Below are 23,106 nucleotides of genomic sequence, written 5' to 3'. Positions count from 1 at the left end.
AATCAATTCTGATCCAAATAAATATTGCGTCAATCTCCGATTAGCGAGATGCGTTTGCAGTGATTATTATTACTGAGCACAGAAGCTGGCAAGCTCTCTACTAATACCCACCGTTAATTGCGCCTCCGGTGAGCAGCAATTGTTATGCTGTGGCCGCGCGGCGTTCCAATTTAACGGGGGAGGCGTTCTGAGGGCGGCCACACTAGATCTCAAGAAATAAGCTATCACCGGAGAGCGGTATGCTGAACAATACCATCGCAAGAAATTCATTGCCGAGTATCGATCTTCTGTATGATTATGGACCGTTCTTGCGATTGAGCGAGTCTGAAGGTGTTATTGGGAGCTTTGCTCAAAACAGCCAGCGCCCGCGGGTTGGCATTGTGGGCGCCGGCATCAGTGGCTTGGTGGCGGCGACTGAACTTTTGCGCGCCGGAATAACGGACATCGTGCTATTTGAGGCGCGGGATCGTATGGGTGGGCGGGCTTGGTCACAAATCTTCGACCCGCGCGAACCGCATCTCATTGCCGAGATGGGCGCTATGCGCTTTCCTGCCAGCGCAACCTGCCTGTTCCATTATCTGGACAAATTGAGGATAGATACCGCAGCTTCCTTCCCTGATCCGGGCATCGTGGATACCGAGGTGCACTATCGAGGTGCGCGTCATTTATGGCAGGCCGGCGAGTCTCCGCCGCCACTGTTTAGGCGCGTTCATCAAGGATGGCAGGCATTGATGGGCGACGGTTACGTGCACGAAGGGATTCAACTGCCCGCACCGGCGAAGATCACAACTTTGCTTCGGTCGCATCGCTTTGACCAAGCTCGTGACGCATGGCAGGCCTGGCTAGATTCGTTTCGCGACATCTCCTTCTATTCGGCCCTCGTCACCATCTTTACCGGACCGCAGCCACCAGGGCGCGTACCTTGGAAAAGGCCGGAAGATTTTGAGCTTTTCGGATCGCTGGGGATTGGATCTGGAGGCTTTTTACCTGTGTACCAAGCCGCGTTTACTGAGATACTGCGTCTTGTAATTAACGGGTACGAGGACGATCAGCGCCTGATTATGGGAGGGATCTCCCTGTTGGTGAAACGGTTGGCTGAACAGGAGCTTAACGGGCATCGTCAACTTAACGAAGCTTGGATACCGATGTGCGATGACGGGCTATGACAGAGCGTGACCCACTCTACCGCCGCCACCGCTTTCCCGCCGAGATCATCGCCCATGCTGTCTGGCTCTATTTCCGTTTTCCTCTCAGTTTGCGAATGGTCGAGGACTTGCTGGCGGCACGAGGGATTATTGTCTCGCATCAGACAGTCCGGCTTTGGGCAGAGAAATTCGGGCGGACCTTTGCCAGCGAGATCCGCCGCCGCTCAGCGGGTCGGCTGGGTGACAAGTGGCATCTCGACGAGGCCGTCGTTTCGATCCGCGGCAAGAAGCACTGGCTCTGGCGCGCCGTCGATCAGGACGGTTTCGTCCTGGAGGTTCTGGTGCAAAGTCGTCGCAATGCCAAGGCGGCCAAGCGTCTGATGCGCAAGCTGTTGAAGGGCCAAGGCCGCGCGCCGCGCGTGATGATCACCGACAAGCTTCGGTCTTACGACGCTGCAAAGCGAGAGATCATGCCGGGGGTCGAACACCGTTCGCATAAAGGCTTGAACAATCGGGCGGAGAATTCCCATCAGCCAGTCCGGCGACGGGAACGGATCATGAAACGCTACAAGTCACAACGCCATTTGCAGCGCTTCGTCTCAATTCATGATCCGATTGCCAACCTGTTTCACATCCCCCGCCACGAAATCTCCTCCAGCCATCATCGCGAACTGCGTTCAGAGGCAATGAACCTGTGGGCAAAAATCGCGCGGGCTTGAACCGCCGTGGGGCAAGCGGGCTACGACCGCCTCGCGCTCTTTAAGTTTACGATGCCGGAAAACGAGCTTCGGAAGGTGCACCACACATCATCGGATTCTTGCGGAATTTGCTCCATAATTCCGCAATTATGCGACTATGGTGCTGCCAGATAGCGGGTGTTTTCCGCCTGCGGCCTGATCTGGGTTGCGGGCGCGCGGCGATATATGTCCGCTTCTTCAAAGATCGGCTTCCATGCCGCCCACCGGGAGGAAAACGGCGAGTACAAGGAATCCGGAGTGGCCAAGGCCGAGATTGGATCATATTGCCCCATCTCGGCCTGCGCATCGAAGCGATACGGTTCTTCACGATCGCTGGGCCGAATGATTTCCTTCTGTTGACGACGGAACAGGCTCGGGCACTCGGAATCGATGTCTTCGAACAGGACGGCTTGAAGGTCACGACGGTTGACATCTACGCGGGTCGATTCGTGTCTTACGGCATGCTCTGCTCACGTTGCGAAGGATTCCTGCTATTCGACAAAGGAATCGTCGAGCGGGAGACCTGGAAGCAATCAAGGCGGGCCAGCAGATCGCAGGGAACGACGCCTGGATTGATGTCTGGACGCCGATGCAACGCGCCGCGCTACGGCGATGGCGGTGTAGTAGTCGTCGTGCAGAATGGCGGACAAACTTGCGGCATCATCTTCAGCGACGATCCTTGTGACCACCGCCAGCTCCGGAAGCGTGATCCCTTTTGGCCTCCGGGTGAACAGCTCCAACATGCGCTTCGATTGCCGCAACAATCACGCGTGCCCCGAGCGTGATGTCGGACATACGACACAGCTGCATTCGAGACATCGTGTTGTTCCGAAACGATTTCCCCTTTTGGCACGGCATATGCATGTTCATTGTGTGCAGGTAACAAACCACCACCAACCAAAAGGATCCGGAAATGTCCAAGATCACAGACAAGTCTGGCCAAACCGCTGAAACCGACGAATTCCAGCCATTCGACCCCAGCAAGGCCACCGATCAGTTTCGCGCGGCCGCCGAAAAGGGCGTCGAGCAATCGAAAGAAGCGCTTGCCAAATTCCAGCTCGGCGCCGATGAGGCTAAGAAAGTGCTTAAGTCGACCTTTGAAACCGCTAGGTCAGTCGGCAACGAGGTGTCGCTGGCGACGATCGCCGCGCTGCGCGCCAATGTCGACGCCGACTTTTCGCATCTTCAAGCTCTAGCCGGCGCGAACTCGCTGTCCGAGGTAATTGAGCTGCAGACCACATTTCTACGCAAGCGCGTCGAAATGGGGCTCGAGCAGGCTAAGGATTTTCAAGCGCTCACTACCAAGGCGGTGACCGATATCTCCAAACCGGTCAAGGAGATCTTCGAGAAGACACTTTGGGACCTCAAGGCCGCCTGATAGCTCAAGCGCTGAAAATACCTGGGCGTCAGGCCGGTCTGACCTCCATATTGGGGGCGATGCCCGAATGCAGCTGTGTCCTATGTCCGACATCACGCGATAAAATGGGCAAATGTCGCATCCGGCCATGATCGGGCACGCGTGATTGTTGCGGCAATCGAAGCGCATGCTGGAGCTGTTCACCCGGAGGCCAAAAGGGATCACGCTTCCGGAGCCGGCGGTGGTCACAAGGATCGTCGCGGAAGATGATGCCGCAAGTTTGTCCGCCATTCTGCTCGACGACGACCACTACTACGCCGCCATCGCCGCAGCGCGGCGTATCGATCGTCGACGAGAGCCTCCTTCCTTATCCTGTTTAAGGCCCGCGCCTTCCTCGACCTGTCGGCACGCGTGGCGGCCGGGGAAAAGATGATTCCAAGACTATCAAAAAACATCGCAACAACATCGTTCGCTTTTCGCTATTACTGGCAGCCGACGTCGCCATCGACTTCGGGGAGACCATCAGGAACGATGTGCGGAAGTTTCTCAAGGCGATCGAGGAAGGCGAGGACGTCGACACGAAGTCACTCGGCTTGAAGGCGCCGATCCAAGTGGTCTTGGCCAGACTACGCTCCGCTTACGCCATCTACAGCCGAACAGGAAGTCGCGGACCGGGCGTTTTGGCCGAAACTGCCCGCGGGCGGCCTCACGAGGTTCGTGTTCCTTGCGGTGTCGATCATCGTTTCCCGGCAGGGGAACGGAGGCGACCGTCAATGGGATACAAGGTGCTTCAGGCTGGATGCGTTGAGTAGTGCGGTTCGAACAGATCATGGCGCTCTTCAATGACCATCAGCGCGGTCAAACCGAAAGCTGCGCAGCATGCCGCCGCGAGCGCTTTAGGATCGATGGGGTATCATGTCGCTCAAGGTTTCTGCACCCGTTTGAGGCGTTGCGCTGTCAGGCGATCCAGGCGCATTTGCGTTATTTCGGGACTGCCTGAGATCGAAACCTTTGCTGATGAAGCTCCATTTAGTTTCAACCAAACCAGCCTCGCTCGTCCGTCCCACATCGGCTTGCGCTGCGACGGCGGGGCAGGGAGGAGGCCCCCCCAATTGACGGGACCGAATGCGTTTCCCCGACCACTGTAAACGGCCTCTCTTCATCGTTCCTCCACACGGCAGATCACATGATGGCTACCGTCCAGCGATGGCCTGAAGCGGTACCTGCAACAACCGTACCACTAGCCAGAATCATCTTATTTTCTCCTTTGTAAGGGTCGAGCCCAACGTGTTCCGTTGCCCACGGAGAGCGATCGGTAACCGAGACGGTTCTCTCAGGGGGGAAAGGGTGCCGCGAGCCCGCCGAACCGAAAGGTTGTGGAGGTCCTATCGTCCACGATCTTGACTCCCGGGAGGACGAAGCAGCGCATGGAGGTGTTCCATGTGACTCGTTAACCACCCGCTTCGCGTTCTCGTCGTCCGCAGCCCCTTGCCGAGTTCCTCGGCCAAGCCCCTTCACGCCCTTGATCCGTTGCGCTTGAGGCGATCCGCGGCGAGCGGACGACTGCGGAACTCGCGACGAACCACCAGCTTTCAGCCGCACCAGATCACGCAGTGGAAACGGCAAGCCATCGAGAATCTGGCCATGTCGTTCGACGACAAGGGTGCTCATACGCAGATCGCCCCGGGAAGCCGAGGTGAGGTCGGAAGCGGGCCACCGCCATCATGTCGAGTCGGACTGTCCGCGCTGTTCGCTCAGAGCCTAATGTCCTTCAAGCTGGCGATTTCGATCCCTTCAGCCCCGAAGGCCTCGCTGACATTGATCTTCCCCAGGCGGTCCCACTTCTTCGCCACCCCGAAGTCGAGGTCCAACTGGTCCTCTATGTCAGCGATCCGACATTGGCGCAGTTCGAAACGGCCCGGATCGATGGCCTCCTCGGGTAGTGACGCGATCAGGTCGGACTGATCGAGCACGAAGCCCACCGCACCCGGATCCTCTGTCCCGTCGCGCCAAATCACTATCTTGTAGAAACTCAGCGGCACAAGTGCGTCGTGTAGCGGCTTGTCCTGCTCACCAAAGATGGGGCCGTTGAAGACCGTCAAACGGGCACGCTGCGCTTCCCCCTGCTCGGAGATGAAGTTTTCCAGGTCTCCCCAGAGGTCCAGCCCGGCACCGGTGTATTCGTCCGGCCGGTTGAATAAAAAATATTGTGGAGCCGAGTTGGTGTAGAAGAACGTGTCGTCATTGGCGGCAACGGCATCCTCGAATGTGTCACCCCAAGCGACATCGTCCCGCCGTGTCAGGTGTCCCCTGTCGTAGTCATTGTAGTCATAGAAGCGGTCGCCGAGCTGATCCGCGAATTCGATCCGCGGGTCCTTTCTCCAGGTGCTACGACCATCCTTCCGGCCTGCGGTTTCCTTCGCAGCGAAGTTCAGATTGCAGGCCGATACATAGGCCAGGCGCCGTTTCGCACAGAGGATGACGCTGTAGTTGTGATAGCGCAGTTCGGTCCGATCATCCGGTCGAGCGGGCCGGGGAACGACTAAAGCACCACCACCGAATTTCGACTCTGCCTTGACCTTGGGCAAGGAAACGGAAACTCCCAGGAACTTGCGGGCGTAACCATCGCGATCGGCGAAATCCTGCGCCTCTAATTTCTTTTCGAGCAACTCGGCCGGAAGTCGCGGGCGCGGCTTTCGTGCCGGTGCGGACCGATTGCCGACCCGGCCTAGAGAAAGGGTTATCTTCAGCGGGACCTCGATAGTGGCCGACGGCACCCATCTGTCCTTCGATATTTCCCGGTCGGGACCGCTGCGTCTCCCGGACGACACTTCGCGAACGTCTTTGGTGGGATTCAGCTTGTCCACGACGCTCTCGGGGACCCGGATAGCCGCGAAGGTTTCCATGGATGCTGTGGCCGACATGGCTTCATTCAGGTAGGCTCGCTTCTCCTTTTCCAGGGGCGCGCTTTCGATCGCTGCAACGAGGCTGGAAATCCGCACGGCCTCATTCGCGACCCATTTGATTTCCTCGACAGAGTGCTGCTCCTTGTCCCAGATGCGGTCATCTTTTCTGAGCCAGTTCCCTTGGCTGTCGATCGCGGGCACGCCGCTATGGTGAAGCCCGACGACCTCCCATCCATCATTCATCACAGGTGCCCCTGAGGAGCCTTTCTCCGTATTGCCTTCATAATGCAGGAACGGTCCGAGGCCTTCGGCGGCAGTCCTCATATCGAGAACCCGGTTGTTGCGGATCACGACCTGCTTTTCCCGGCCACGGGGATGCTGGACGATGTTGAGGTAGTCCTCCTCCGAGATCGTGATCTTTCCCTGGGCGCCATTGAGCGGAAGCCATCCGTATGTGGAAATCTCGACGCCTTGGGTGCTTTTCACAGCAACCGCCACGAGCGCGTAGTCGAGCGTGTGGTCATTCAGGAAGAAGCGCTTCGGCTCGAGCGCGAACTCCTGAGGCTGCTTCACCGGACCGAAGCGGTTCTGCTCGTAGTCCATCTGAACGACGCATCGATCCGCAAGCTCCGCCGAGGTGAGGACGTGCTCATTGGTCAGAAGCAATCCCGGACCGACGAGGAAGCCAGTGCCTCGTGCGCGAAGGATTCCCTTAGCACGCATAAGCACGCGCCCGACACTTCGGGCGGCCGCCGAGCCCCGGTCCAGAAACTCCACGGAAAGAAAGTCGCGGGCACCCGTGATAACCTCGTGAACGATCTGGTCGCTGAGCTCTGCGATAGTCACGGGCAAGGGGCGCTCCACGAACTTCCTCAAGACGGAACTTTCCGGCGGGAGCATTCCCCCGCCGGACTTCCGGACATCGCTGATGATATTGTTCAATCGCGCAACCAGGCGATCCGGACTGTCCGCCGCCAGAACCTCATGTCTGGTCAGCGCGTCAGTGCGCGCTTCGCGAATCCTTGTGCGGTTCTTCCATCGCGCGGCGGCAGCCTCTGCATTCGCTAACAGCGCTCCATCGATTTCGTCATCCATCGCCATACCATCCTCCACGGTAACCGAACAAAAGGCATCCGATATCCTCGCAAACCTCATTTCTTCCTGGACTTTGACGCCCCACAGCGCCCGGCTGCGGCGAAGGCCAGTGCCTGCAAAGACGTCATGATCGTCACACAGGGATCCCAAAACTCCTTCTCGGTGTCGATGTCGATCCGCTGCCGTCACCTGTCAGGAGCGAGCCGGTCGGGTCTAACCGCTCACCAAGTTGGCGCCCGAGTTTCCTCCCGCGCACCTTTGCGATCGGCTTTATCAAGCGGCGGGACAACCGAGCGCCGTGTTGCCCACCCTCGTCAGCGTTGCGAGATTGTGGGGTCCCCACATGCGGTGAACTGGTTACAGGCTTGGCCGTTTCGGTTCCCAGGGAAGACGGATCCGCTTGAATTGGTCTCGCGGTGGTGATTGCCTGTTCGGTTAGGCTGTTCATGGAGGAACTCCTGCCCGTTCGTGCCATAGGTAGCTGTTTTCATCCAAGCAACTGCCGCGCAGGCAACTGCCGCGCCAAACCGGAAAACTAATTAATTACAACAAACGATCACGCTGATAGCGCAGTGTCTCAATGTCGAAGTTGTCACAAAACGGACAACGCCTGCGACTGCCGAGCACCAGAACGCTTCAGAATGGTAGGCGGAAGTTCGCGGAGACGGAAGTCGTGCTGGCCAATACGCCGGATTTCGACGGCGCGATCGAAAAGTGCTGGGCTAGGCGCGATAAGCGACTGTCGACATGGATGCTGCGATTGCGGTCCGCGTCGGGGGCCCAGTCCGAGATCACCCCCTCAAGCGTGCCGTCGAACGCGAGACCCACGAACTCGCCACGCCCGTTCAGCGTCGCCGAGCCGCTGTTGCCGTTGGTGATGTCGACCGTGGACATGAAGACGACCGGCAACGTGCCCAGCGCTGGCGCGACATAGGGGCCATAATCCTTGACCCGAATCGCGGCAACCACCCCATCCGGCGCATCGAACTCGCCCCTGCCAGTGTGCTTGGCCAGAAGTCCCTCGGCCGTGGTGAAGGGCATCCAAATCTGCCCGTCACGCGTTCGCCCTGTCACCTTGCCCCAGGTGAGGCGCAGCGATCGGCGTTGGTGCGCGGATATGAAATCGAACGCATTTCGATCTTTAATGTAGTTGGTTATGGGTCGAGAACTTCTTCGCAGATGCAGTTAATTTGAGAATCCGACCCTCGAGATTCGCATAATTAAATGCCCAGCTCGGACCAACCCAGCGCATTCTTACAATTAACTGCCAAGCGACACGTGGTGCGCCGTATGACCTTCACCAATGTCGTGCAGTCATCGCATCGCCTGTCGCCACGAGACCAGCGCAGTGCTGCACGAACTGCAGCCCTGATTGCGCGGAGCCGATGCCGATATTGCGAAGCCATTTGCTGGGGTGGCGCATCACGTGCCCTCTGTGCGGAGACCAGCTCCGGGAGCCCGACGGGCACGAAGCCCCCTCCCCTTTCCACCAGTATCGTGGTGCGGCCCTGCGGGGTGAAACGCTGCTCGACGATGAAGCCGAACGCGGTATCCAGACCTGGACATCGCCGGCCGAAATCGCCCAGCTTCTCCTGATGCGACGCATTCCAAGACCAATACCCAGCCAGCACGAGCTTTGGCGCTTCAGGGTGCTTGGCGCCATCGTTCCGGATCTCGATGATGTCGTTGCCACCGACCACGAAAGCCTACCCACACCGGCCAGTCCGATTCTGCCGCTTCACTTGCGGCCCGCTCTGCTCGCGGGAGTGACCATCGTCGAGCGCGCCGGACCGGAGATGCTCCGGATGCTGGGCGGTCATATGATGGGCGGCAACAGGACTCGATTCAGCGACTCCGCCGAGAACATGATAGCCCGAGCTCGCAGGTCGAGAACTTCTTCGCAGATGCAGTTAATTTGAGAATCCGACCCTCGAGATTCGCATAATTAAATGCCCAGCTCGGACCAACCCAGCGCATTCTTACAATTAACTGCCAAGCGACAGTGGATGCGACTATCGCTGTTCCTGGTGCGACAGCCTGCATGCCGTGGACAATAGCTACCGTCATCAATGGAAAACTATGTCCACAGACGCAATCTGGCAAAAGGTCGTTGCGCTTTCGGGTGGCCGGCCAATGATGGTGTCGCTGTCAGGCGGCAATCCAGCGATCCAGCCGCTCGGTGCGCTGATCGAATGCGGACATCGTAAGGGCTATCGATTTGCATTGGAAACCCAGGCTTCTGTGGCCAGGGACTGGTTTGCCGAGCTCGACATACTGGTTCTCAGCCCGAAGCCGCCATCAAGCGAAATGACGACCGATTGGGCTGCGTTCGAAGCGTGCATCGAGGCGGCGCAGAATAAGCCGCAAATCGTGCTCAAGTTCGTCGTGTTCGATGCAAGAGACTATGCCTATGCCAGAGATGCTGCCGCGCATTTTCCGCAGCTGCCCGTCTATTTGCAGCCTGGCAATCACACGCCGCCGCGCCCCGGTCACGAGGATGCGTTCGTTGACATGGATGGCATAATGAAACGCATGGAGTGGCTGGTCGAGACGGTGATCCGTGACAGATGGTTCGATGCCCGCGTCCTGCCGCAGCTTCATGTTCTGCTTTGGGGCAACAAGAGGGGCGTCTAGCCCGCATAGCGAGCATCTCTGGTTGCGCGCATCGGTGCGAACAGTCCTGGAATTTCAAGCCTCAAGGCGTTCCGCGCAATCGCCTTCGGGCGGCGGATCTCGCATGATGGTGCGGGTGCGCGCATATCGCGTAAGCCACGCAAGGCCACGGCCGAACTACGCGTTGTTGTCTCCGGCTGAAGTCTCATTTTTCAGCTCGCGCCCAGATTGAAGGAAGTGAGCTGTGTTGACGACGAACCGAGAATGTTTAAATAGCGACAAATAATTTGCCTATGAAGAAACGGGCCCGCTCGCTTTCAGCTGTGCCCCCCACATGACAAGAGGAAACTCTATGAACGTTTCTCCCGAACAGGACGACAAAGCCGATCTCGTGTCGATCGCAGCCGATATCGTCTCAGCCTACGTGTCAAACAATCCGCTTCCGATCGGCGAGTTGCCGAAGCTGATCGGGGATACCTATGCCGCCTTGCAAGGGATTGGCACGCCTGTGCCCCCGACCGCGGTCAAGCAGGAGCCGGCGGTGTCGCCACGGAAGTCGGTAACGCCCGATTTCATTATCTGTCTGGAAGATGGAAAAAAGTTCAAATCCCTGAAACGTCATATTGCAACGCATTACAATTTGAGCCCCGATGAGTACCGGCAGAAATGGAACCTCCCAGCCGATTATCCGATGGTGGCGCCGAACTATGCCGCGGCCCGTTCGGCTCTGGCAAAGGCATCCGGGCTCGGCCGCAAGGCGGAGGCGCCAGCACCAGTTGTGACAGAAACAGCGAAGCGAACCACAAGAGCAGCGCCAGCCGAAGCGAGAGCAACGGTGGTGAAGTCCCCCTCAAAGAAACCTCGCAAGGCACCCGTCTCAGCATAGCGTCCTGCATTGGGCGGAGCGCTAGGCAACCGCCGCAACAGACGATTTTGGAAACCGGCCATCAGTCAGCCGGTCGCATCGCTGACATGTGGCCTGCCCAGGATAGGGGCTCAGCCTGTCGACGTTGCTCAGGTGGCAGCAGTGCCGGAAAGCTCTCTTCATCTCGGTGCCGGTCGGGGTTGGCGAATGCTTGACGTTCGGGTGAGCTGACGGCGCGGCGTGTACCGCGCCGGCTTTTGGGTTGGCAGCCGCCTTGTCAATTGCTGCACGGCCAGCGTGGCGGTCCCCGCGATGACCATGCCTGCGACGTTGAGCACCAGCTGGACCAATGCTGCCCAGGCTTCACCCCAGGCGCCGAGCGCGAGCGTCAGGCCGATCGTGCCGACGGCCGGCACCGTCGTGATCGAGATGAACACGCCCACCAGCGCCGAGGATTTCGCGGTGGTAAGTGACAGCATGCCGGCGCAGCCGGCAAGCAGCGCAATCACGAAGGACCAGGCATCCGGCTTGACGATGAAATCCGTGGCCGCGCCGGTGGTTGCGGCAACTGGGTCGATGAGGCCAATTGCATGCGCTGTCGCCCAGACAAGCCACGCGATTGCCGTGGCGAGCGCGAAGCCGCCGAGCAGCGTGGTGACCGCGGGCTCAAGCAGCGTCCAGCGCCGCCGCGCAATAGCCAGGCAGATTGCGGAGATCGGCGCAAACTCAGGCCCGACTACCATGGCGCCGACGATGAGGATAGGCTGGTCAAGATATCTGCCGATGCCAGCGATCAGCGTGGCAAGCACAAGGAAACTCAGGAACGACCACGACGACCGCGCGTCTTCTTCGGCCTGATCCTCAATCTCGTCCCAGATCACGGCGTCGGCGGGGTGGCCCCCTGCGGCCTTCTTGGCGGCCTCGGCAGCAGCAGAGATCACGGTCACATTCTCGAGCAGGGAAATCGATCCCGTAGCTTCGATCCCGAGCTTGCGTAGCATATCGATTGTGGCATTCACGTGTTCGCGGGCGATGTCGAACAGAAGCAGATGGCCGTCGCCGCCGAGCGCGAATCCGGGCATGACCACCAGGTTCGCGGTCGCCGGATCGGCTTGGATGGCCATGATTGCGTCATCGCACGTATGACGTGGCGTTAGGACACGGACCTGCAGCATCGACATGTCCTTACCGGGCGAATTGCAGGGGCTGGACGGCCATACCTATTTCCGCTCGGTGACGGTCAAAGAAGGAGGTCTTCGTGCTTGTGGTTGTTTATCAGACCGAGGATTTGCGATTTGACGATCGCGTACTCGTCGGACCTGACGAACGGCATCAACAGTTCGACCGTTTCTTCAAGCCTGTGGCGATCGCCTGCATGAGGACGAGTGAGATAGTGACCGTGCCTGTAGATGTTATCCGACAGCCTCTTGTTCAGGTCGGCGAAAAATCTCATCGTCATTTGCTCCAGATCAATTCAGATAACAGAACACCAGGTCCGCATTCCCGGTCGCGGGGGCTTACCGGTCGCCATAGGCAAATCCTACCCCTGTGCGGCGCTACTTTGCGATGGGTAGCCTCGGCCGATGGCAAGGCGCGACGCGGGGGAGGGGTGCGGCGCTCGCTGCCTTGCTGCTATCGGTCGAGGCGTCTGGTGACTGCGAACAAGGACTGCAAGAATTCGGTGTGGCATCCGGCGGCGCGCCTCTGCAGACATCACCCTTCGAACTTAACATACTCTAGTATCACATGAACGCAACAAGTCTTTATGCGTAGCTATGTAGATAAAATCTGATATACATTTAACGATAAAAATATCGGATACCCGCGCTGGAATGTCAATGTCTTTACGATTTCAAATGTAATCTTGGTAGACCTCCCCATGAACTGAACATCAGGATATTGGCTGTGGTTGCGGCTATAGGATCGCGCACGAACGAGGGTTAGCGCCTAATCTCAAAAAAAGAGTGCGGCGAATAGTCGGCCTACCGTACCCGATGCCAGCCATCGATCTGGCAGCCGGTCAAAGCTTCGGCCTCTTCCCGACAGACATGACGAATGGTCTGAGAGAAGGTCCAGACATGACCTTCGAAGTCGCGCTCGATAGGTCCGGTCGCCGTAAAACTGGTTTTCTGGCTCATGTTCCGATCCCGACTCTGGAGTGAAGCGCGTCTGCGATTCTCAACCACCGCTGACGTTCCGGCCCGAAATCAAAGCCATTGACAACAACGATCATTGCTCCGGGTGAAGCTGGCGCACCATTGACCGAACTCTGTCCGGATCGATCCGTGCGTCGGCGCTCTTCGAATCTTTGAAGGCAGTGCCGACGATAAAGCCACTGGCCTGTTCGGCTAGTTTCGTGATGCTCTTGTCGGTCACACCGCTGCCTACGAAAATCGGTACGTCTGCAACGCCCCGCAATCTCGCCAGATCCGATTCGTCGATGGGCATGCCGGTCGCCGGTCCCGTCACGATCAGCGCGTCGGCATGCGATCGGGATACGAGATCGGCTGCTTCCGCCCGGATCGAAAAGCCAACGGCCAGCGGATAAGAGTGTTTGATGTCGACGTCGGCGAAGATCTTGATGTCGGAGCCGAGCCGCATGCGGTCGCGCAGCAACTCGTAGGCGCGGCCTTCAACCAGTCCCTGGTCGGTCACGCGCGGCGACCCGAGAACGCAGACACGGATGAATTCCGCCTCGATAGCGTGGGCGACGGCAAGGGCGGCGCGGCCGTCATTGCGCAGCACGCAGACACCCAGCGGCACATCGTGGCGGTCCCTGATCATGCCGCCGATGCGGCTCATCCAGGCGATGGTCTCGCGCGGAACATTGTCGGGGAAAAACGGCGTGTCGCCGAAATTCTCGATCATGATAGCGTCGGCGCCGCCTTCGGCGAGCGCGGCCGCGTCGGCGAGCGCCATATCGACGATTCGGCGGCTGTCGCCAGCGTATCTGGGCGCGCCGGGCAGCGCGAGCAGGTGGATGACGCCGATGATTGGCTGCTTGCCGTCGAAGCCTCTGATTTTCATCACCATGACAGGTTCTCCAGGGAAACCACCAATGTGCGTCGGCGGTGTTCCCACCGTCGGCGCCGCAATTAAATTCGCCAGCGTTAGCCGCTGGACACTACCACAGCCGAAACAGGACCGACATCAAAAGAGTAGATTTTCGCGCGCGAGACTTTCTTTAGCATAATTGAATACTATCTCTTGTTCCGTTTTCGATGGTATTGCTCGATGATCCGGTGCTAGATTGCTTCGCGTGCGAAAGATGCCGAGGTCGGTCATGGCCGAATACAAGGTTGCATCAGTTTCCGACTTTGAAGACGGTAGCAAGCTGCTGGTCAGCATAGGTGGGGTCGAAATTGGCGTCTTCAGGCTTGGCGATGCGTTCTATGCCTGGCGCAACGTCTGTCCCCATCAGGGCGGGCCGGTGTGCCAGGGGCGCATCTTTAAGCGGGTCATCGAGAATATCGATGCAGACCGTAAGCTTCATGGTCTCCTATACGACGAAACGGTGCGCCACATAGTCTGCCCCTGGCACGGCGCTGAGTTCGACATCCGCACCGGCCGCCACGCCGGCACCAAAAAGCTGGCACTCGACCCGATCGAGGCGGTGGTCCACAACGGGGAGATTGTGCTGCATGTCGATTGAAGGGCGCAACGACCCCTATGCCGAGGCAGAGGCGGCTGCCGAGTGCTTCTGGGCCTTGGCGCGGCAGGCGTTGGACGGCCGCGAGGCCGATCGTATCTCTGACGAGGCGGTTCGCCGTGTCATGACCGCTGCGATCAAGCTCTATGCCGCGAAGGCCGATGGCGGGATGCGCACGTTCCGCGCGCTGGTAGGCGATTATGACGAGGTGGTAACGCCAACCGAAGCCCTAACGGCGACGACCGAGATTTTGCGCGCATTGCGCCTCGGACCAATGGAGTTCGGGCTGTGGTCGCGGCGGCGCCCGGAAGACCATTACCTGACCGATCCCGACAGGTGAGACGATGGACAGCAAAGCCGGCCATTCCAGCGACCTCGAGGAAATCGATACCTACACCGATACGCGAGAATATCTGCGCCATGCGCGCCAACATGCCGAGGCGAACGGCTATGCCGACTGGACCATCGTCGATGTCGATGCCCACCACGTCGAGTCGATATCGTGGAAGGAGATCGTCCGCTACATTGACGATCCGGTGCTGCGCGACCAGGCAGAAGTCTATCACCGCGAACGGGTAGGCTCGCCGCCCTACGGACTGGTCGGCGATTTCGGCATGCGCTATCAGGATTGCGGCGGCCGCATCCCACATCAGTCCGATCAGCGCGAGAGAATAGAGCCTCGGCCGGGCATTCACCGCGACGTCGAACTGACCCGCCGCGCCATGCAAGGGCTGGCGGTGGCCTATATGGTGGTCTTTCCCACATCGATGCTGATGCTGGGCATGCATCCGCAACCGCACATGGAAGTGGCTCTCGCCCGGGCCTACAATCGGTGGGTCGTCGAGACGCTGCTGAGCGGCGACAATGGCATTATCGCCTTGGTCTATTTGCCATTCAACACGCCGGAGGAAGCGTGCAAGGTGGTCGCGGAGCATGCCGGCAACGACAAGGCCGTCGGGTTCATGGTGACGTCGACCCGTTACAAGCCTGTGCACGCCAACGACTATATGCGGCTCTACAGGATGATCGAGGAGACCGGCAAGCCGATCTGCTTCCACGCCGGCTACCATTGGCAAGATCCGTCGCTGGCGACGGTCCCCACCTTCCTCGGCATGCATGCGCTGGGCTTCGTCTGGTGCAACATGGTGCACATGACCAACTGGGTTCTGCAGGGTATTCCCGAGCGGTTCCCACGGCTGAAGTCGCTATGGGTCGAAAGCGGGCTTGCCTGGATACCCTTCCTGATGCAGCGGCTCGACGACCAGTTCCTGATGCGCCAGTCGGAGGCGCCGGCGCTTAAGATGCTGCCGTCCGACTATATGCGGCGGCATTGTTGGTATTCCAGCCAGCCGATGGAGCGCAGCAACATGAAGGCGCTGGAAGTCACTTTCGAGATGATCGCCGCCGAAACCCAATTGCTGTGGTCCTCGGATTGGCCGCATTTCGATTTCGATACGCCGCGGGTTATCCACGATTTGCCGTTTCTCGGTGAGACCGCCAAACGCAACATTCTGGGCCGCAATGCACAGGCGTTGTTTCGCTTGCCAGACAGGCGTCCACCCTCCTTGTAACATCGAGCCGCGCACCTTCAACCCGCCGCGCGGGCCGCCTCGTGATACCGCCGCACCCGTTCGAGATCCTTGGCGTGTGTGCCCTCTCGGTCGGTCCTGGTCTTGGAATCGACCCCGGCTGGCCGCACCACGCGGATCGCCTCGGCGACATTTTCCGGACCGAGCCCCCCGGCCAGAAACACCGGTATCGAGACGAGCTCGACGATGCTCCGGCTGAGGCTCCAGTCATGGGTGACGCCGAGCGCGCCGACCTTGCCGTCGGCACGCCGGATACTGTCCAGCATGAGAATGTCGGCGATGCCGTCATAGCTGCGGGCGACCGCCACGCTGTCCTCGCCGGAAACGGGTATGGTGCGCATCATCAGACTGTCCGGCAGTTTCCGCTTCAGGGCCAGAAGATCAGCTGGCGACAACGTCTCGGGGCGCGCGCCAAGATGCACAATCGGCGGGCGCAATTCACGCGCCCATGTCTCGATCTGGTCGATATCGCTGCTCAGAAAGAGCGCCGAAAATTTCGACGGAGGCGGGATGGCGGCGATGATCGCGGCCGCCGCGGCGACCGACAGCTCGCGCGGAAACTGCCCGGAGCCGACCTTGGCACCAATATGATCGACGCCGATCATGGCGACGGCCCGCGCCTCCTCCGCGCCGGAGACTTCATAAATCTGTGTCAACATGGAAGGTTGCCTGCCCCTTCGCTCGACGCATCTGGTTGCTTTGATCCGGGTACGCCGGCCGCGGACTTTGCACCGAACAACAAAGCTCATCCAGTCGATCGATGGATCGACCTGCCCACTGCGGGCGGTTACCAACAATCTTAACGACCTGTGCAGTGCAATCGCCCAAGCACGTTAGAGAACAAAAAACAAATGTCAAGAGCTTCGCTATTTATCTATTAGCAAAGTATGAAATAACCTTTTGATGTTAGAAATATAGTTGCTGATGCTTCGATTTCGAATTATGCTGTCAGCATCTCGGTTTCCCTTCTCTAGCTCAAACTCAGTCACGAAGAAGGAGATTTCGATGGGGGCGGCCGCCTCTTCTGCCAATTTCAACTATGGCTATCCGACGCCGGGACCGCAAAACCCGACCGGTCAGCAGGTGATGAACAATGTCTATTTCCTGTCGGGGAGTCAGTGGAAGAAGGCCCGCGAGGAGGGCACATACGATCTGGTGGTCATCGGGTCGGGGTTTTGCGGCCTGGCGGTGGTGCACAAGGCCCTCGAGCGCGACCCCTTCTGCCGCATCCTAATGATCGAGCGCGGGACGTTCTTCCTTCCCGAACACTTTCAGAATCTCCCGATCCCCTTCGTTGAGACAATGGGTGGCCTTGCTGAAACGTTTCCATGGACGCTCTCGACCATCACCGCAAAAGGGCTGGAAGGGGGCTCGATCCGCTGGCAGCACGGCATGGTGCCCTTCTTCGGCGGCCGGTCGACGCTGTGGAGCGCCTGGTGCCCGCGGCCGACCACGGAAGAAATGGAGGGCTGGCCGAAGGAGACAATCGCTGCCGCCAAGCGCTATTTCGAGGCGGCTGAAAAGCTGCTGCATGTGCAGCCGGCCAACAAGGTCGATGCGGACGTTGCTCCCGAGATGTTGCTGCGTCTGGCCAAGGAGCGTCCGATCTACGGCCCGCTTCAGAACCGCATGCAGGGGCTGCTGAAGGAGGCGCCCGGCAAGATCGCCTCGATCTACCGGACCGAGCCGGCGCCACTGGCGTCGGATGCGCAGTCGGTCGATGGTCTCGATTTCCAGAAGTTCGCGACGCCAGGCGAGGTTCTGGGTTATGTCAAGTTGCAAAGCGACCGCGCCAGGGCCAGCCGCGGCGCGCCCTTCCACATTGTCGCGGGATGCGTAGTCGAGCGGATCGTCCAGCAGTTCGGCGCGGCGACGGCGCTGGAGACCAGCATGGGCGTGCTGCCGCTTGGCAAGGCGAAGCTCATCCTCGCCATGGGCTCGCTGCCCGCGGCGACGCTGGTCCGCAACGCGTTCCCGGACAGCGGCCTGGGCAATCGCTTTGCCTCGCATTTCACGTCGTCGATCACGGCGCGGGTGCCACGGGAGGACCTCGACCCCAACGGCGCTTTCCACGACCTGCAGCTTGGCGCCTGCTATGCGGCGGGCAAGGACGGCAGTTACACCAGGCAATTTCACATCCAGATCTCGGCAGTCAGTGACCCAGAGCCGGTGAAGAACGCCGGCATCGCGCTGCGCTACATGCCGGATGTGCTGACGACGGCCACGATGGCGCAGCTTCTGACCTCGCGCGATCACGTCATCTACCCTTGCGCCAGCCTTGGCGAGCTCGACTGCTACAACCCGCAAACCTGGTACCGGGGCAATCCGGAAGACGCCGATCCGACGACCAATTCGCTGCTGCAGGTCGTCGAAAATGCCAGCGACCGTTCCACCTGGGACACCATGGATGAAGCGACATTCCGGACGCTGGAGGACGTGCTCTCGCCAAACGGACCGACCCACCTGGAATACTGGCATGGCACCGCCGACGCTGGCGAGTGGCGCCGGGAACGACCCAACATCACCGAGCGGCGGAACACCGCGCTGGTGCATGATAGCTCGACCTTGCACATCGGGTCGAGTGAGGATGCGCCGGTCGACCTCGACTACCGGCTGCGCGCGGCAAAGAACATCTATGTCACGGGCGGCGCCTTGTGGCCGCAGGCCGGCTCCTGGAATCCAACCATGACCATGGTCGCGCTTGCCTTCGACCTCGTAGAACGACTTGTCCGTGAGTCCAACCACCAGAATTGAGAAACCAGTTGCTTGGAGGATAATCTCGATCCGAAGGTCCGCGATGGACGAAAAGTGAGCGGATCTAGGGATCAGTCTAGGTAAAATTTGCTCTAGCCGGTTCAGTGGCGAAAGGCTCGTACGCCGGTGAACGCCATCGCAATTCCGGCCGCGTCGGCGGCGGCGATCACGTCGCGGTCGCGCGCAGCACCTCCTTGCTGGATGATCGCGGTGACACCGGCTGCGGCTGCCGCCTCGACGCTGTCTGGAAACGGAAAGAACGCGTCTGAGGCCAGCACCAGTTGCAACCGCCGGGGTGCGCTCTCGCCGTGTTCAGCCAATGCCAGCTTGACGGCGCCGATCCGACTGCTTTGTCCGCCGCCGATGCCAAGCGTTTGCCGATCGCTGACCAGCACGGCGGCGTTCGACTTGACGAACCTGACCACCTGAAAGCCGAACAGCATGTCGTTCAGCTCGAGCGGCGATGGCTGTCTGCTGGTGACGACGCGCAGATCGTCGATCGTCAGCGCCAATTGATCCACATCCTGCATCAGAATCCCGCCGCCGATCGAGCGAAACTCCGTGCAACGGGGCGCGCCAACTGTGCCATTGACTAGCAGACGCAGATTGCGCTTAGCCGCCAATAGTTGCCGCGCCGTCGGCGTCACGTCAGGCGCAATGACCACTTCGGTGAACACCTGCGACAGGCGTTCGGCAGTGGCGGCGTCGAGCGGCACATTCAAGCCGACAGTGCCACCGAAGGCGCTTAACGGATCGGCGGCATGCGCCCTTTGATAGGCTTCGAGGCCAGTTCCTGCCACCGCGACGCCGCACGGTGCCGCATGTTTGACGATGACGGCGGCAGGCTCGGTGAAGCGGCGAGCGAGTTCGAGTGCGGCATCCGCGTCGAGAAGATTGACATAGCTAAGCTCCTTGCCCTGCAGCAGCGTCGCCGTCGCCGCGCCGCAGCTCTTCGCGCCGGTCAGATAAAGGGCGGCGCGCTGGTGCGGGTTTTCTCCGTAGCGCAGAATCTTGCCACGTGTGGCCCTCAGATGCAGCGCCTCCGCCGCGAAAGGATCGGCATCGCGCGCATACCAGGTGGCGATCGCGGAATCGTGCGCGGCCATCCGTGCAAAAGCCTTGGATGCCAGCGAGCGGCGAAGCGAGGCGCTGACGGCGCCGTCGTTCGCGAGCGCTGCGATGACAGGCGCATAGTCTTCCACAGCGGTCATTACCACGACGCCATCAGGGTTCTTGGCGGCGGCGCGAACCATAGCCGGCCCGCCGATATCGATCAGGTCCAGGGCGCCGGCTTCGTCTTCCGCGGCAGGTTGGAAGGGCCGGACGCCGGCAACCAGAAAATCGATGCGGGCAAAGCGGTGGCTGCGCAATTCGTCGTCGTGCTGCGGCCTGTCCGGGCGCGCCAGCAGACCGGCAAAGACGGCAGGATGCAGCGCCTTGACGCGACCGTCGAGGAGCGGGGCGACGCCGGTCAATTCCCCAATGTCTGCGACCCGCACGCCAGCCGCGGCAAGAGTGGCGGCCGTACCACCGGTCGAGAACAGCTCGACACCCAGATCCCGAAGGACCCGGGCGATTTCGACCACACCGTCCTTGTTCCAGACCGAAATGATGGCGCGGCGTGGCATGGGATTGGACATCGGAGGCTTCCTTCCATGCGGCAGCGCTGCGGTTACAGCCTGAACAATACGAGCCCATGGACGGGCCGTGGCCGAGCCGCGAAACGAACTTCTTCTAAACTATAAATTGAATATAGCGCAGCTTCTTGTTAGTGTCATCAAGCTGGCTCGATAGAAATGGGAGACGTACAATTCCAAAAAGATGGTCAACCAAAGACCTTCGCGTCATCGAAGCTCCCAAACCAGGGCGAAGCGGCCATGGCGCGTTCGTTTTCACTGACGACTACTCTGTCTTCCATTTCAGCAAGATGCCCGACCAGATCCCCGACAAGGGCGAAGTGATCGCCCGCATGGCGGTGGCGACCTTGCGCGAGGCGGCAAAGGCCGGTGTTCCAACCCACCTGATTGCCTTCGACCCGCCGCGCTCGATTAATGTACGATTGCTCAACGTCCTCGACCCGGCCCACGGCGAACTCCACGAGGGCGACCGCGCCCGCCTGATCCCGCTGCAGGTGATCTACCGCAACATGTTGCCGCAAGGCGCCTCGGTCTACCGGCGGCTCGCGGCGGGCAAGGTGACGCTTGAGGAACTAGGGCTCGAGGCATTGCCGGAGGCCAATACCTGGCTGGCAGAGCCGATCATTGAATTCACTACCAAGCTGGAGGAGATCGACAGGTTCATCCCGGCCGACGAAGCGCGGGAGATCGCCAGGCTGGATGCCGAGGATTTTGCCACGGTGCGCGAGCTAACCCTGCACACCAATGCGGTGGTCTGCAGCCTTGCCGCGCGATGCGGTCTCATCTGTGCCGATGGCAAGGTCGAGTACGGCGTCGACGATGACGGCCGGATCATGCTGGTCGACGTCGCCGGCACGCCTGACGAGAACCGCTTCCTGCTCGCCGGCCGGCATGTTTCGAAGCAGCCCTTGCGCGACTACTATCTGACTCACGACCTCGAGCGGCAAGTGCAGAAATTGGTAGCAGCGGGCGTGCCGCGCGAAAAATGGGCGAGGCCCGAACGGCTTCCCGTCGACTTGCTGGCCGCGGTCGCCGAAATGTACCGGGCGCTGTGCGAAAGCTGGACGGGCCAGACGGTGTGGGGCGCTCGGCCTCTCGACGAGGCGGTGGAAGAGGTCGACCGGGTGTTGATCCGCCATCTGGCGGCATGAGTTGCGGCGCCCGGCCTCAGCGACAGCCGAGCGTGGTGACGCCGAGGTTCAGTCTGTCTTCGGTTTCTTCGCAGCGTGATCCGCCTCAAGAGTCTCGATCGCCCGACCGATATCGATCAGCCCGAAGCCGGTGGCCAGATTGGGATAGGGCGGACCCGACGGCGAGCCTTGCGCGGAGGTTCCGATGTCCACCTTGAGCGCTGTGCGGGCGAGGATCTCCTTTACCGCTGCCTGGTTGAGCTTCCGGTCGATCTGGCGCAGCAGTGCGACCGCGCCCGACACTTGCGCCGAGGCGGCGGACGTCCCGCTGATCACCACCCAGCCGTCGTCAGGAAAGCCGTCGTCGCCGTCGGGAAACCGCCTGTCGGCCGAATAGCTGTCGATGATCGATCCGGGCGCGGTCGGCAGAGCGATGTAGACCCCGGCCGGCCACGGCCCGACCAGGCCGCAAAAGTCCGGAACGATCCGCCCGTCGAAAACGACGCTGCGATAGCCGCTGGCGTAGGTCGAAGCGATAATCTGGCCCCGCTCGTTGATATAGGCGCCGCCAACCCCGATGGCTTCGGGAATCTGCGGTGGGAACAGGATCTTGGCGTTACCGGCGGCAAACACCACCACGCAGCCCTTGGCAATGGCGTCCAGCACCGCCGCCTGAACCGCTCTGTCATAAGCGGTGACGATGCTGCCGTCCGACGGGTTTCCCCAGGCATTCTGGATCACGTCCGGGCGTGGCTTCAACGCCACCGCCTGCTTGAAGGCGGCCAACGAAGCGTCATCCGTCGTCTTGATCATGGTGACGCGCGTGCGTGGCGCGATGCTGACGACGTTGCCGCAGATCATCGTGCCATGGCCAAGTGTGTCCACGTCAGGATCGGACGCGCCGGGGCCGAGCACCACGGTGATCTCGGCGTTGCGCTGACGGAAAAACGGATGCTCGACATAGCAGCCGGAATCAACCACGGCGACGTGCGTGCCGCGGCCGGTCCAACCGGCGGCGGCGGCGTTGACGCCGTTGAGAACGACCTGCAAATCGCCCGGCGCCCGCAGATGGAAATAGCCGGCTGGCGGCGGCAGCGGCGGCAGCGCACTGAATTCACCTGGGGCAAGCACTGCCAGGCCGCCGACATACCCATCGGACGCCGGGTCGCGAAGCCGCAAGCAGGATGCATCGTCCATGCTCGCCACGCAGAAGCCTGCCATCGGCCGCAACGCGTCGACGCTGATCGTGATGGTGAAATCATTGCGGGCGACGGGCGTAAGCCCGAGCGCGCGCAATGCCCCTTCGGCGGCTATGAGCTCCGCCGGGCCCGCCCGGAACGCTTCGAGATTGTCGGTCGTGGGAAGAGGGCCGCCTTCGAACAGATGGCGCCCGTTTGCCAGCCGTGGTGCCGCTTCATAGAAGCTGACGCGATCGCTCGTACTCTCCATGCCGTTCCTCCCCGGCGCAGTCCACGGGTTCTGTAAACTGAAACACAAGTAGGTCGTTATATCTTCGGACGCTAAGGCAACGCGGCGCTAGCATCCGCTTGACCGTAGAATCTACCATCGATACTTGATGACCGGTAGTTCACAATCTCCGTAATTCTCCAAGAAGACCCTAAATTCTCA

19 protein-coding genes and 2 pseudogenes are annotated in these 23,106 nt (G+C 60.2%); 12 read left to right on the top strand and 9 right to left on the bottom strand.

Annotation, left to right across the window (positions count from 1 at the left end; genetic code table 11):
• Nucleotides 1-239 precede the first annotated feature (239 nt).
• The 4 genes from Amn_RS31660 to Amn_RS31645 all read left to right on the top strand — a co-directional run bounded on the left by Amn_RS31660 (nt 240) and on the right by Amn_RS31645 (nt 3,260).
• Nucleotides 240-1,166, top strand: coding sequence for an NAD(P)/FAD-dependent oxidoreductase (locus Amn_RS31660; RefSeq protein WP_286299920.1), 927 nt, complete (start codon nt 240-242; stop codon nt 1,164-1,166).
• The gene (locus Amn_RS31655) at nt 1,163-1,864 is read left to right on the top strand and encodes an IS6 family transposase (protein WP_199202433.1); all 702 of its coding nucleotides are present in this window, start codon (nt 1,163-1,165) and stop codon (nt 1,862-1,864) included. The genes Amn_RS31660 and Amn_RS31655 overlap by 4 nt, the downstream gene beginning before the upstream one ends.
• 302 nt (nt 1,865-2,166) lie before the next feature.
• Entirely contained in the window at nt 2,167-2,667 is a 501-nt protein-coding gene (locus Amn_RS31650; protein WP_199202518.1) for a hypothetical protein, read from the top strand.
• Between the two features lie 128 nt (nt 2,668-2,795).
• Complete coding sequence (locus tag Amn_RS31645; protein WP_199202503.1) at nt 2,796-3,260, top strand: phasin; 465 nt, start codon at nt 2,796-2,798, stop codon at nt 3,258-3,260.
• 1,733 nt (nt 3,261-4,993) lie between these two features.
• On the opposite strand, the gene Amn_RS31640 is transcribed toward Amn_RS31645, so the two are convergent.
• Nucleotides 4,994-7,240, bottom strand: coding sequence for a DNA/RNA non-specific endonuclease (locus Amn_RS31640; protein WP_286299918.1), 2,247 nt, complete (start codon nt 7,238-7,240; stop codon nt 4,994-4,996).
• 636 nt (nt 7,241-7,876) lie between these two features.
• Nucleotides 7,877-8,281, bottom strand: coding sequence for a S46 family peptidase (locus Amn_RS31635; protein ID WP_342216483.1), 405 nt, complete (start codon nt 8,279-8,281; stop codon nt 7,877-7,879).
• A gap of 344 nt (nt 8,282-8,625) precedes the next feature.
• Here Amn_RS31635 and Amn_RS31630 point away from each other — a divergent pair, with 344 nt between their 5' ends.
• From Amn_RS31630 to Amn_RS31620, 3 genes and pseudogenes are all read left to right on the top strand, one after another.
• Complete coding sequence (locus tag Amn_RS31630) at nt 8,626-9,159, top strand: hypothetical protein (RefSeq protein WP_286299916.1); 534 nt, start codon at nt 8,626-8,628, stop codon at nt 9,157-9,159.
• A gap of 85 nt (nt 9,160-9,244) precedes the next feature.
• Nucleotides 9,245-9,874: pseudogene (gene queE, locus Amn_RS31625) on the top strand (7-carboxy-7-deazaguanine synthase QueE); the annotation flags it as partial.
• 331 nt (nt 9,875-10,205) lie between these two features.
• Complete coding sequence (locus Amn_RS31620; RefSeq protein ID WP_199202435.1) at nt 10,206-10,739, top strand: Ros/MucR family transcriptional regulator; 534 nt, start codon at nt 10,206-10,208, stop codon at nt 10,737-10,739.
• 158 nt (nt 10,740-10,897) lie between these two features.
• Here Amn_RS31620 and Amn_RS31615 read toward each other — a convergent pair whose 3' ends face one another.
• The 4 genes and pseudogenes from Amn_RS31615 to Amn_RS31600 all read right to left on the bottom strand — a co-directional run bounded on the left by Amn_RS31615 (nt 10,898) and on the right by Amn_RS31600 (nt 13,751).
• Nucleotides 10,898-11,842, bottom strand: coding sequence for a DUF389 domain-containing protein (locus Amn_RS31615; protein ID WP_244750051.1), 945 nt, complete (start codon nt 11,840-11,842; stop codon nt 10,898-10,900).
• 116 nt (nt 11,843-11,958) lie between these two features.
• Nucleotides 11,959-12,171 (bottom strand): hypothetical protein, encoded by a 213-nt coding sequence (locus Amn_RS31610; protein ID WP_202367943.1) that lies wholly within the window; start codon nt 12,169-12,171, stop codon nt 11,959-11,961.
• A gap of 529 nt (nt 12,172-12,700) precedes the next feature.
• Nucleotides 12,701-12,854: pseudogene (locus Amn_RS31605) on the bottom strand (VOC family protein); the annotation flags it as partial.
• A 93-nt stretch (nt 12,855-12,947) separates the two neighbouring features.
• Nucleotides 12,948-13,751, bottom strand: coding sequence for a BtpA/SgcQ family protein (locus tag Amn_RS31600; RefSeq protein ID WP_202367944.1), 804 nt, complete (start codon nt 13,749-13,751; stop codon nt 12,948-12,950).
• Between the two features lie 250 nt (nt 13,752-14,001).
• On the opposite strand from Amn_RS31600, the gene Amn_RS31595 reads away from it, so the two are divergent.
• From Amn_RS31595 to Amn_RS31585, 3 genes are read left to right on the top strand one after another with little or no spacing between them, the layout of a single operon-like run.
• Nucleotides 14,002-14,370 (top strand): Rieske (2Fe-2S) protein, encoded by a 369-nt coding sequence (locus Amn_RS31595; protein WP_199202438.1) that lies wholly within the window; start codon nt 14,002-14,004, stop codon nt 14,368-14,370.
• Nucleotides 14,360-14,707, top strand: a complete 348-nt coding sequence (locus Amn_RS31590) for a hypothetical protein (protein WP_199202439.1) — start codon at nt 14,360-14,362, stop codon at nt 14,705-14,707. Before Amn_RS31595 ends, Amn_RS31590 begins: the two co-directional genes overlap by 11 nt.
• Nucleotides 14,708-14,711: 4 nt before the next feature.
• A complete protein-coding gene (locus tag Amn_RS31585; protein WP_199202440.1) occupies nt 14,712-15,938 on the top strand; it encodes an amidohydrolase family protein in 1,227 nt (408 codons plus the stop codon).
• 17 nt (nt 15,939-15,955) lie between these two features.
• On the opposite strand, the gene Amn_RS31580 is transcribed toward Amn_RS31585, so the two are convergent.
• A complete protein-coding gene (locus Amn_RS31580; RefSeq protein WP_286299900.1) occupies nt 15,956-16,561 on the bottom strand; it encodes a phosphoribosylanthranilate isomerase in 606 nt (201 codons plus the stop codon).
• 400 nt (nt 16,562-16,961) lie between these two features.
• Between Amn_RS31580 and Amn_RS31575 the strand changes: the two genes are divergently transcribed.
• Complete coding sequence (locus tag Amn_RS31575) at nt 16,962-18,710, top strand: GMC oxidoreductase (RefSeq protein WP_199202442.1); 1,749 nt, start codon at nt 16,962-16,964, stop codon at nt 18,708-18,710.
• Between the two features lie 101 nt (nt 18,711-18,811).
• Here the strand turns inward: Amn_RS31575 and purH are convergent, their stop codons facing one another.
• Entirely contained in the window at nt 18,812-20,350 is a 1,539-nt protein-coding gene (gene purH, locus Amn_RS31570) for a bifunctional phosphoribosylaminoimidazolecarboxamide formyltransferase/IMP cyclohydrolase (protein ID WP_199202443.1), read from the bottom strand.
• A gap of 287 nt (nt 20,351-20,637) precedes the next feature.
• Here purH and Amn_RS31565 point away from each other — a divergent pair, with 287 nt between their 5' ends.
• Nucleotides 20,638-21,498 (top strand): phosphoribosylaminoimidazolesuccinocarboxamide synthase, encoded by an 861-nt coding sequence (locus Amn_RS31565; protein ID WP_244750053.1) that lies wholly within the window; start codon nt 20,638-20,640, stop codon nt 21,496-21,498.
• Nucleotides 21,499-21,546: 48 nt separating this feature from the next.
• Here Amn_RS31565 and Amn_RS31560 read toward each other — a convergent pair whose 3' ends face one another.
• Nucleotides 21,547-22,773, bottom strand: a complete 1,227-nt coding sequence (locus Amn_RS31560; RefSeq protein WP_286299895.1) for a S8 family serine peptidase — start codon at nt 22,771-22,773, stop codon at nt 21,547-21,549.
• Nucleotides 22,774-23,106 lie beyond the last annotated feature (333 nt).

The sequence above is a fragment of the Aminobacter sp. Y103A genome, from assembly GCF_030294925.1.
Lineage (GTDB): Bacteria > Pseudomonadota > Alphaproteobacteria > Rhizobiales > Rhizobiaceae > Aminobacter > Aminobacter ciceronei.
Note: the sequence above shows the minus strand (reverse complement) of the source record. Positions and strands in the feature narration are given on the sequence as shown.